We start from the raw sequence: 11,436 nt of genomic DNA on the forward strand, positions 1-11,436 counted from the left end.
AATAAATCAAAAAGCTGTACGTCAAATCAAGCTCGCTTGAATTTGTAAGTGCAGCTTTTTGATTTTCAAAGCGGAGCTTTAAGGGATGCGCAGCAATCCTTTAAAGTTTCGTTTTGTTTATATATAATAAATTATGATAAGCTAGCTTGAGCGTTTTTTTGTTGAAACTATTTTCAAGGTAGAGCTTTTGGGATGCGTAGCAATCCCCAAAGTTCTGTCTTATCTTAAATTGGAAAGACAATTTCGTTTGAGCATTTTTTTTGTTTGTACTATTCTCAAAGCTGAGCTTTAGAGGATGCGCAGTAATCCTTTTAAAATTTCATTTTTTTTAAGGTGAACTTTATGACTTAGCTTTAAGTAGGCTTTGCTCTTAAGTCTTTAGAATTATTTCTATAAATTCACTATTGAGAAGAGTAAAAAACCAGAGACGAACTTTTAATATTTAATTAATTCAATCAGGATTTATTATTTTGCTTTTTCTTTCGACGTTTATCCCAAAACAGGTAAATTCCAAATATAGCTAGGCAAATTAAAGAACCCCAAAGTAAACCAGATTTTAAGCTTTCTGTGTTTTCCCCAAGAATGGCGATTAGTATGGTCAGAGGTAGAATACCGATTAATGTGGCACCGATAAATTTCCAATAGCCCATTTTTAGCATTCCAGCCACAAAACTAATGGCATCATTCGACAGAAACGGATTCAATCGGGTTACAATTACGGCCCAAAAGCCGTAATCTTCAATAAACGATTCTATTTTTTCATCGGTTTTTTGTCCCAACAACTTTAGTACAAGGGTTTGACCAAAATAGTTACCGATGATATAGCCAATACTAGAGGCTGAGAATATGGCAATTACAATGATTAAACTTCCCCAAACGGGTCCATAAGCCAATATGGAAACAACCATTAGTAATACAGTAGGAATAATGATTAAGAACATTTGCAGGACCATCGCTAAAATAATAACTATAGGGCCGAACCACCCAAAACCATCTACCCAAGCCTTAATGCGTTGTTCATCATCGCTGGTTAAAACGTCCCATGCGTTATCCAAAAATTGTTGAACATCAGGAATCATAAAATAGCTGGCAATAATACCTACTATTATAATTAATGAAACATATAAAGGCCACTTGTTTTTTGAAATCTTTTCACCGTTTTTAACCATTTCGCAATTGTACTTCTAAGATATTGGCGCTTTCATCTGTAGCTTCGTTAGAAATATATAAACGTCCGTCTTCACTAAAAGTTATACCTTCTGGTTGTGCAAATTTACGTTTGTCCAATTCAAATACTTTTAAAATTTGACCTTTGCTATTTAATATTAAAAGTTTTGGATCTTTTCCATCTATCACGTAAATATTCTTGGTTTTAGGGTGTATAGCGATATCGGAAGGATTAAAAGTCTTTTCAATTTTTTTATGCTGAAATTTCTTCAAAATTTTTGCTTTCAGATCAATATTTACAATGGATTTCTCATTCATTTTTTTTGTATCCAATGGAATTTGATAAATACCTTTAATATGTTTGTCGCCTAAATCATTATCTTTAGTTGCCGTAAGTAACCGGTTGTTTTGTTGATCAAAAACCAGACTTTCAATATTGTTTTTGGATTCAAAAGGGGTTTTAAATTTCGAAACTTTTAAACTATCCGATTCGTAATTTTTGATCTCATAAATAAGGCCATCACTTTTTACAACATAAGCATCATTTCCATTGATAGCAATACCTTCATAATCGCCAGAGTTTGCGAATTTAATTTTATTAATTACTTTGTCTTGTTCAACATCATAGATATAAATAGTACCACTTTCATCCTGTACACAGGCAAAGACATTACTGCTAAGCCATGTAATACCGCTTACTTCGTTTAAAACTTCGGGTAGAAGATAGGTGTTTTGAATAGCGTAAAATTTAGCAAATTTAGCATCAATTTTATTACTTTTTTCGACAAGCGATTTAGTGACAGGTATTTGAAACGCCAATAATACAATACCACAAATAACGGTGATTAGCGCTGTGATGTTAGATTTTATTATTTTCATAAATTTTTTGGACATCATGTAATTTAACAAATTCATTCCAGAAAGCCATTCAACACCTATGGATATTGAGATTAAATTAACATTTCCGATATTTTATGGATAGTATTAAAAAGCTATTATAATGAAAGTTTTATAGACAGATGCTATACATTAAATTTATAAGTCAATTTCAGCATTTTTTCGCTGAGACTGAATAGCCAATATAGTTGTTCACCAACCAAATGGGCTTCTTTTTGAATTTGCTCACTCTCGATTTGAGAAATGGTATCAGTTCTTAAGCCATTATGATTATTGGGAAACACAAATGGCTTTGGGTTAAATGTTGAAGTATTGATTTCTAGGCTTTCAAAATTAATAGCTTTTAGTTGTACGCAAACTTTATTAAGGTTATCATTTATTTTAGCTGAAACTAATTTGAACTCTGCTGAAGCTTCCGTTGTCCTTTGGTTTTGAACATAGGTGCTCAATGATGCTAAAGACGCCAAAAAACTATGGTTTATAACAACCAGTTCGTAAATATCATCAATATGATTTTGTTTCGATTCTGGTTCTTGGGCCATACGCTGAAATGCAGAACTTAAATTAGAAGTCTGCAAAAAGGCTTCTTTTCGATTTACTTTTAAACTTGTAGGTACGTTTCCTTTTGTTTCGTAATAGGTGCTTATAGATTTGAAGAAGGCGGCATTTGCCTTTAAACTATCTTTAATAGTATCGCCAATTTCCATAAACGACCAAGCCGGTAAAAGCCAACGCATGGCCATAAATGATATTGCCGCACCAATCAAGGTATCTAAAACCCTAAACTGTATCACTTTTAAAACATCGGGTTGTAAAATGGCGTAAATAAAAATGACACTCAGCGTAATAAATGTTGCCGAAGCTTTGTAATTTTTTTGAACCATAGAAAATGCAATCACTAAAGAAAGTACGCCTAATGCACCATAGACATAAGGATTACTGATTAAAAACACTAAACCACTAGCTAAAGCAGCGCCTATGAGTGTCCCTATTATACGGTCTTTAGAACGTGTTTTTGTGAGGCCATAACTTGGTCGCATGATGACTATTATGGTAAGGATTATCCAATACGGATTCTGGAAATCGAAAAATAGACCAATCCCATAACCTAACATAACCGCAACCGCTAGGCGTAAGGAATGTTTAAAGATAGTGGATCGAAAACTGAGGTTTCTCAGTAATAATTTTGGATTATAATCTTGTGAAACAATAAAGCGTTTCAGTTTTTCATTTTTGATGAAATCGTCAGAGGTCAAATCAGGATTGCCCAATAACCATTTTATTTTCTTCAGTTTTTCAAATTGTTTTTTCTGATAGTCCAAAAAATTCTGAAGCATTAAATAGTACTCATAATCTTCGAGATGATTCTCATTCTTCAGTTTTAAGATATCAGTTTCAAGTCCTTTAAAGGCTTTGGAAAGTAGAGTGTTAGAAGGAAATTGTTTCGAGTTGTTCATGTTTTGTGCAATCGCACGTAATTGACGGGAAAATTCAGAAATCAACTTCTGAAAATCAGTCTTAAACTCAGGATGTACTTCAAAAAGCGTATCCATTTTATGATAGTTTACTGGATTTGCAATCGCAGTTTCCAATAATTCAACCAATTGAACAAACACCAATAAACGTCTGCTATGGTAATTGGATTTACCAGAGCTTTTTCGAGAAGAAATTAATATTTCACGTAGGGTTTCATGATGTTCCGTTAATTCGCTTTGCAAGTTCATAAGTTGGGTTTGTAAGCTTTCTCTATTGGGTTGTTCGCCAATGAGTTGCCTTCTGGTGTCTAAGAAATCTGCCGTAATAAAAAAGGTTTCATTTAAGGTTTCTTCGGTTTGCGCTTTTGGATTGACATAAAACAACAAGGTAGATAGGACTAAATACCAAAAACCACCAATGCCAATTAATAAGGCATATTCATAAACCTCTAAGTTTTCTAAAGTATGGGCAAAGCTTAGCACCAATGCCAACAATCCTGAAAAACTAATTAAAGAAGCTCTAAATCCATATATGGAAATAAAGGCAATGGAAAACGTCAAAATACCTAGAATAGGGAAGAACAAATAATTTGAAATATCGAGATAACTAGTAATAAAACTAATAACCACCACTAAAAGTGCCGAAAATAGAATCCCTATTTGTTTGTGTTTTAAGCTACCACTGACATCACTTGGCGAACACCAAAAAGCGCCAAAACAAAGTGCCAGACCAATTTCTAAGTGGTTGGTTGCAATTCCCAATATAATAGGTACGGTGACTGCCACACCAATTAAAACAGCTTTTGAAAAGCTGGTGCTTTTAAAGAATTCAAATAATTCCTTGCCGTGTCTGGATATAAAACTTAGAATGGGATTATTGATTTTACAGTTCCCTTCAAAGATACGATTTGAAAAGCGTAGGACACTTTAATAAGTTAACATAAATTAGTTGTGAAACGATTTCTAACCTATATGAAGAATCTATACGCTTTCAATGTTAAATATCGCATTTATGATAATTCTACATGATTTAATTATTTGTTTTGAATTAAAAAATACAACCTTCCAACTTATTGAGTATTTGAATTTTTCAGGTTGTTATTTGTATAGCATTTTCTTTTGATAAATAAGTACATAGGTAGTGTCAAAATTAATATAATTGCAATGACTTTTGACAAATCGGTCATAATGAACTTTCCACTTTTCCACATCATAGTTTCTGTTTTAGTTTCAGTAACTTCTAATCCACTATAAACAAATAAAAATATCAGAGCGATAATTGAAATTAGAAATGTCAAATTGAAATATACTTTTTTCATAGGTTCCTTAAATTTCGTTAAACATCGGATAACAAATCATTTCAAATTATCTCATAATACGGGTCAACTGAAAAAACTTCTTGTAATCTTCAGGAATCGTATCAATGTTCAATAAAGAACCTTCTTCCATAGGAGGATAAATATCCTTATACGTTTTTACCACATAAAGTCCAACCCTTTTACTAATATGGTCTCTTGTAAGTTCGCTAGGATCATTAAGTCCTGCAGCAGCAATAAGTTCTAAAAAACTCTGAATTGTAGCTTCGTGATAGCGATGTGCTCTAGGCGCTTTATCATCGACCACCAAACCTTTAACTAAAGAGGCGTTTTGGGTGGTTACGCCAACCGGACAGGTATTGGTATTGCACTGCAACGCTTGGATACAGCCAATAGACAACATCATGGCTCGTGCACTGTTGCAACCATCTGCACCTAATGCCAATGCTCTAGCCATATGGAAACCTGTAATTATTTTTCCTGCAACAATGACTTTAATCTCTTTTCGCAATCCAAAACCAACCAAGGTGTTATGCACAAATATTAAGCCTTCACGTAAAGGCATGCCCATAGAATTCGAAAACTCAACTGGAGCTGCACCAGTACCACCTTCTCCGCCATCTACGGTGATAAAATCGGGTTGAATTCCAGTAAAAATCATGGCTTCACAAAAATCCATAAATTCTTGTTTTCTACCCAAGCAGAGTTTAAAACCTATGGGTTTTCCGTCTGAAAGTTCCCTGAGTTTTTTAATAAAATGCATAAATTGAATGGGGTCAGAAAATGCTGAATGAGATGGAGGGGAGTGGACAGCAATACCAGGTTTTACATGTCTTATTTTTGCAATTTCCTCAGTGTTTTTGGATGCTGGTAATATACCGCCATGACCTGGTTTGGCACCTTGGGATAATTTTATTTCAATCATTTTTACTTGTGGACGTATGGCATTCTCCCGAAATGTTTTCTCGTTGAATGTGCCATCATCATTTCTACAACCAAAATAACCCGTGCCCACTTGCCATATGAGATCGCCACCATGTTCCAAATGGTAATCACTAATACCTCCTTCGCCAGTATTATGGGCAAAATTTCCCATTTTCGCACCTTTGTTCAAGGCCAAAACTGCATTTTTACTGAGGGAACCGAAACTCATGGCAGAAATATTCAATAAACTGGATGAATAAGGTTGTTTACAATCTTTACCGCCAATTAACAATCGAGGAAATTTGCCGATATGCTTTGGATTGTGCTTGGCATACATAGAATGTTCTAGCCATTCGTAACCCGAACGATAAAGATCCATTTGGGTCCCAAAAGGTTCAGTATCGGTTTCGCCTTTTGCTCTTTGATAGATCAAAGATCTCAAAATACGGTTTAATGGTCTTCCTTCCGTATCGGTCTCAACAAAGTATTGCATGATTTCGGGCCGAATAGATTCTAAAATATATCTAAAGCGTCCAATAAGTGGGAAGTTCCTTCTAATGGTGTGTGCTGTTTGAAAAATATCAAAGAATCCCATTAGAATTAAAGGTCCTAAAAGCAGAAAAGACCACAATACAGGTTGCCAGAAAAAAGCTACACCAACAATTGACAGAATCACAATAATTGAAATTAAAATAAAATACTCACGAACCTTCATAATGTAAATTGTTTATAGGAATCGGATTTCTGTAAGAATCCGTTGCAAATTTAAGGATTAAGATTATACGAATGGCTGTTTCTGTAATTTACTGAAAAGGATTACTGGGTATAAAAAAAGTTTGCCAACTGGTACTATTCAAAAATGATCGGATAGTATTAGTTATTAGTTATTAGTTATGCAAGACGAAAAAAATAGTAAGTAATACCCAATATATATCTAATTTTTTTGAACTTACTAATAAACAGTTTTTTAGTGTGAATTTTGGAGTCAGAAAAGTGATTTAATCTTTATGAGTGCGTTATTTCTTAAAATTTAACTTTTAAGCAAAAGTTAAGATAACCATTCGAAAACCCTCAATAACCGATGTAGAAGCGGCTCATGAAATTTAAAGTTTCAGCTTCTGAAGATAATATAACTACCATATCACCTGATGATATTGGATCAAACACATACATAGGTACTCAAATCAAAAGTAAGTGCCGTCCAAATAAGTGGTTCACTTTTACAGCCGATTTTAATTTTAACTATTTTGATAGCGTAGGAAGATTTGAAACTTTAATTTTTCAATACATTTGTTCAAGTAATAAATGGTTCAGCAAACCATATTGCTTTGAATTAAAAGCTCATAGTATATAAGGCTTTTATAAAAACCATTACGACTTATATATGATGTTACAAACTGAGCAGGAAAAATTTGAATGGGAATTAATTTATAATTACGTTATACCGATAGGCATTGGTGTAATAGCGATTTTTATCTTATATAGACTGATTCGAATTTTTCAAGTTTATTATGTCGCACTTTTTAAAAAGCCACTATTAATATATCATTATTTCAACCTCAAAAAGCTTGATACAGAGCAATATTCTATCTTAAAAAAAGAATATGCGTTTTTTAGAAGGTTATCGCTTAAACAGCAACGTCATTTTGAGCATCGCGTAGCTACATTTATTAAAAAGACTGAATTTGTGGGCATGCAAGAGCTTTTCGTAACAGAGCGGATGAAGGTCTTAATAGCGGCAACATCAATCATGTTAACATTTGGGTTTAGAAAGTACCTGTTGGATATTATTAAAACGGTAATTATATACCCAAAATCCTATTATTCCACAATTAATGAAACTTACCATAAGGGAGAAACCAATCCGCAGTTAAAAGCAATCGTCTTTTCTTGGGAAGATTTTAGACAGGGTTATCATATAGGTAATGACAACCTTAACCTTGGTGTCCATGAGTTTGGCCATGCTATTCATCTCAATGCTTCTGTAAACAACGATATTAGTAGTGTGATGTTCAACCAAGGATTTTACAAGCTGACCAGCTATTTACAGAATCATCAAACTGTTAGGGAAAACTTAATTGCCTCTAAATATTTTAGGGCTTATGCTTACACTAACCATTACGAATTTTTTGCTGTATTAATGGAAAATTTTATTGAAACACCTTCCGAATTCAAATCTCAATTTCCACAGCTTTACAAGTATATGCAGCAGATGTTGAATTTTAAGTTTGCGGGTTATTAGTCACTACTAAATTTGTTTGTTATGGGCTCTAATTAATCAATTAGATTAAAGATATTTTCCCTAGAAGCCTTAACTAGACGGCAAGTAGAACAATTATTTTGTAGACGAGTTTAGTTTCACATATGAACAAAAAAAAGACTCATAATTGAGTCTTTTTTTATTTTATATAAAGAATATTTCTTACAATTTAAATATAACCTGTAAATGATATTGATAATGGTTGTTATCAATATAACTTTCAGAATGATCTAAAGCAAACTTACTTATGATTTGACCTCTTAAACCAAAAGATCTACTAGAGTTTAACCAAACTAATGCGCCTCCACCAATATTAGCCGAAATATTTGTTTCGTCAATATGAAAAAAACCAACACCTGCATTGGCATAAAAATTAAGCCATTCTGCATTTGGAAAAATGTGTCTTCCGAAATAATATTTTACATGTGTGTCAAATGACAAATAGTTGTAATCTTTTTCTAATTCACCGAAAGGAACGACATCAACTTGACTTTTATCTGTAAAGCCATTAAATGTGATAGACTGTTCTATTGCGAAATTTTTAGCCCAATTGAATTCAACAGCAGCAGAAATAGGCGTTTGGTAGCTCCAATCGCTAGGATTATAGAATGGATTTTGTGATCCTAAAGTGTTGATGGCGTTAACTCCAACGCTTAAGTACCAATCCTTAGCATTTCTTTGTGCAAAAGATGATAAACTAAATGACACTAACAATCCTAATAAAATTAATTTTTTCATTTCTAAAATAATTTTGCCCAAAGTTAAACTTTATGGACTATAAAACAAATATTGAAGTAAAGTTATTACAATAATTGCTCAAATAAATTAAAAAGTGCTAAAAAATTTCTAAATACTTAATTTCGATGTTTGTTTTTTTGTTTTCCTTAAGTAAAATGAGCGATTTTATTAGTAGGAAAAATCAAGATTTAGCTCGTTTCCAGAATTAAGATGTTAAATATTCCTAGAATTTATGATTTATTTAGAAAATAGAATATTAAAAAGATTGAAATGACTTTTAATTGAACACCTTTTTGAATATATGCCTCGTATAACTTGTATTTGTTAACAGAAGATGCAAACGTTTTAATAAAAAATTGAGAGCATATTTCCCTTTTCTTACAAATACTCTTATGGGTTTACAACTCATAAGTGTTTTATGCGATAAACTAATATAAATCATATAGCTGTTGGACTGAATGTGTGAGAATTCTTTAAAATAGAATTTAGCTATTTCAAGAAAGGACTTTCCATATTTAAATCTCATTAAATCGGAAACTAGTGCCTCATCTTTATCTGAATTTACTTTAATGACATCATATAGTATTTTAAAGTTGGGAAATTTATAATAGTGACCTTTATCAATAAGTTGCCAATTAAATATTTGATGCAAACTTAAATAGTATGTTGTGGGTATGGCTACACCATCTATTATGCTTTTAGATTTTAGAACAGATTTTAAATCTATTAATGATTTATGCTTTTTATCTAAAAGTTGAGAGTGAATTTCAATGGCTGCAAGTTCGTGTTTAGAAATTAATCGGTCTAAATGTCTGAAATGTTTTACCTCATAATCAAACCCAGAAGTGTTATTATAGCCATTAGAATTCAATAAATTAAATGCCTCATGGACCTGAGTTTCTTGAACTAAAATATCTATGTCACCAACCATACGTTCGGCATTATCTTGATAACAACCCGAGGCTAAAAGTGCAGCACCTTTTAGAAAAACGTGCTCTATATGATGCTCGTTTAGTAGTTTGGATATTGCGCGGACTTGACTTAAAAGGGCTTTATTTCTATTTCTATTAATAGTTGTTAGCTCTTCTAAGTAGTTCTTAAGGTCAGTGGGCAAAAGATGTAATAAGTTTCTCGCTTTTAATCTACAATAAATTGCAGGTAACACTAAATGTTTACTGCCTTCAACCACTAATGGATCCCAATTGAAAGCTGGGTTTTTTAATGTTTCTTCAAGTTGGAAATTTGAAACTTCAAAACTTAGGATATCTGCAATGTGTTGATATGTAATGGCTAATTTACCCATAGGTGGTCTCTCAGTGAAGTACTAATATAAGCAATTACAGTTTTTTATTTAGTTGTTTAAACAATTTTGCAATCTCAGTAGTTACACTTTGGGTATCACTATAAGTTAATTGGTAAAACTCTAATTGTCCAAGCCAATCTAAAAATTGATTAGCGTGTAAGGGGTTAGGCGACAACCAAGAATCTGGGATTAAAGTTTCTAAAATGGTTTTAACAGATACTTTTTCTAATTTAGTTTTAGAATTTGGTTTGTAGTTTACTGAAATTATGGCAGTACATGGATAGTGGTCTTTGTTGGGTTTTACACAAGGCATGTATTTTAAATCACCCTTAGTTTTATTGAATTTCACAATCGGTAAATTTTCAAAATCATTTACTAATGGTTCAAGTAATTCGAATGCGCCTTTCTTTATTGAAATTGCAGAAGGGTTATAATAGATGTGTTGGTCTTTTGAGAGTAGGGGTGAAACATCATCTGCCAATAACTGAAAACCGTTGGCCACTAATAACGCACATAACGTACTTTTACCTTTTCCAGAGTCACCAATAAATAGGATGGATAAATTGCCATCAGTAATTGTTGATCCATGGAATGTGCCAATCCAATCCGTTTCTAAGTTATTGTACAATGTACAAAGTAAATGCATAATAAATTTACCTTGAATAATGTGATAACTATGTTTAGATGCACTGGAAATTAATTTTTCATCTTGAAATAATAACAATTCATCATTTTCCAAAAATAGGTCAAATGTTGCTAGAATATTGTTATTAGAACTTGCTTTACAGTAATTTGCTAAAGCGGGATGAACCGTCTTTTTAACCAATTCTGAATCGTAATTGATTTGAATTGACTTGTCTTCAAAAGTATAGGTCTCAGAGATGTTTCTTTGAGAGGTATTAAGGACAGTAGAAGGTATATTGGCAGAGTTATAAGGCTCGTTACAGGAATTGAGGTAACTAAAAAGCGTCTCTGAAACACTGTTGCTTTCTGAAACGCTCATATCATTTGAAATGGTATCTAAGAAATCCGCTTTAGAGTTAGATTCTAAATAAGACTCTAACAACAATTTAAATTTAGGTTCAATAATACTATAACTATTAGATACTTCAAACCATAACACCCAGTATTCACCAAACAATTTTTTATACGCAGGTGCTAAGCTATTATTCAAAATAAAAACCGAAAATTAATTGAACGGGTCTCCTCCTGGATCTGGTGGTGATGACGTTTGTGCTTTGAGAGGGTTTAAAATCACAAATGTTCCTACCGCGGTTAATGCGGCATACTTACCCATTTTTTGAATGGCTTCCTTACGAGTGATTTTATCTGAGTGGTTATCTTTCTTCATGGCTT

General features: G+C 32.7%; 9 protein-coding genes. 1 reads left to right on the forward strand and 8 read right to left on the reverse strand.

Going from position 1 to position 11,436, the window contains the following annotated elements; translation table 11 throughout:
• Positions 1-455 precede the first annotated feature (455 nt).
• The 4 genes from HM987_RS02440 to HM987_RS02455 all read right to left on the reverse strand — a co-directional run bounded on the left by HM987_RS02440 (position 456) and on the right by HM987_RS02455 (position 6,494).
• On the reverse strand, positions 456-1,169 hold the full coding sequence (locus tag HM987_RS02440) for a TVP38/TMEM64 family protein (RefSeq protein WP_179004895.1): 714 nt from the start codon (positions 1,167-1,169) through the stop codon (positions 456-458).
• Positions 1,162-2,046: an SdiA-regulated domain-containing protein gene (locus HM987_RS02445; RefSeq protein ID WP_179004897.1), complete on the reverse strand. Its 885-nt coding sequence runs from the start codon at positions 2,044-2,046 to the stop codon at positions 1,162-1,164. Before HM987_RS02445 ends, HM987_RS02440 begins: the two co-directional genes overlap by 8 nt.
• Before the next feature lie 143 nt (positions 2,047-2,189).
• The gene (locus HM987_RS02450) at positions 2,190-4,325 is read right to left on the reverse strand and encodes an FUSC family protein (RefSeq protein ID WP_229724568.1); all 2,136 of its coding nucleotides are present in this window, start codon (positions 4,323-4,325) and stop codon (positions 2,190-2,192) included.
• Between the two features lie 579 nt (positions 4,326-4,904).
• Positions 4,905-6,494: an FMN-binding glutamate synthase family protein gene (locus HM987_RS02455; protein ID WP_179004899.1), complete on the reverse strand. Its 1,590-nt coding sequence runs from the start codon at positions 6,492-6,494 to the stop codon at positions 4,905-4,907.
• Positions 6,495-7,163: 669 nt separating this feature from the next.
• Here HM987_RS02455 and HM987_RS02460 point away from each other — a divergent pair.
• Positions 7,164-8,021, forward strand: a complete 858-nt coding sequence (locus tag HM987_RS02460; protein ID WP_179004901.1) for a zinc-dependent peptidase — start codon at positions 7,164-7,166, stop codon at positions 8,019-8,021.
• Between the two features lie 180 nt (positions 8,022-8,201).
• On the opposite strand, the gene HM987_RS02465 is transcribed toward HM987_RS02460, so the two are convergent.
• The 4 genes from HM987_RS02465 to HM987_RS02480 form a co-directional block, all read right to left on the reverse strand.
• Positions 8,202-8,777 (reverse strand): outer membrane beta-barrel protein, encoded by a 576-nt coding sequence (locus HM987_RS02465; protein ID WP_179004903.1) that lies wholly within the window; start codon positions 8,775-8,777, stop codon positions 8,202-8,204.
• A gap of 277 nt (positions 8,778-9,054) precedes the next feature.
• Entirely contained in the window at positions 9,055-10,080 is a 1,026-nt protein-coding gene (locus tag HM987_RS02470) for a nucleotidyltransferase family protein (RefSeq protein ID WP_179004905.1), read from the reverse strand.
• A gap of 34 nt (positions 10,081-10,114) precedes the next feature.
• Positions 10,115-11,254, reverse strand: a complete 1,140-nt coding sequence (locus HM987_RS02475; RefSeq protein ID WP_179004907.1) for a hypothetical protein — start codon at positions 11,252-11,254, stop codon at positions 10,115-10,117.
• Positions 11,255-11,269: 15 nt separating this feature from the next.
• The gene (locus HM987_RS02480; RefSeq protein WP_179004908.1) at positions 11,270-11,431 is read right to left on the reverse strand and encodes a hypothetical protein; all 162 of its coding nucleotides are present in this window, start codon (positions 11,429-11,431) and stop codon (positions 11,270-11,272) included.
• Positions 11,432-11,436: the final 5 nt, after the last annotated feature.

Source organism: Winogradskyella forsetii (assembly GCF_013394595.1).
Taxonomy (GTDB): Bacteria; Bacteroidota; Bacteroidia; order Flavobacteriales; family Flavobacteriaceae; genus Winogradskyella; species Winogradskyella forsetii.

Coding starts and splice junctions, on each gene's coding strand:
- HM987_RS02440 (WP_179004895.1), bottom strand. CDS start 1,169: ATGGTTAAAAACGGTGAAAAGATTTCAAAAAACAAGTGGCCTTTATAT.
- HM987_RS02445 (WP_179004897.1), bottom strand. CDS start 2,046: ATGAAAATAATAAAATCTAACATCACAGCGCTAATCACCGTTATTTGT.
- HM987_RS02455 (WP_179004899.1), bottom strand. CDS start 6,494: ATGAAGGTTCGTGAGTATTTTATTTTAATTTCAATTATTGTGATTCTG.
- HM987_RS02460 (WP_179004901.1), top strand. CDS start 7,164: ATGATGTTACAAACTGAGCAGGAAAAATTTGAATGGGAATTAATTTAT.
- HM987_RS02465 (WP_179004903.1), bottom strand. CDS start 8,777: ATGAAAAAATTAATTTTATTAGGATTGTTAGTGTCATTTAGTTTATCA.
- HM987_RS02470 (WP_179004905.1), bottom strand. CDS start 10,080: ATGGGTAAATTAGCCATTACATATCAACACATTGCAGATATCCTAAGT.
- HM987_RS02480 (WP_179004908.1), bottom strand. CDS start 11,431: ATGAAGAAAGATAACCACTCAGATAAAATCACTCGTAAGGAAGCCATT.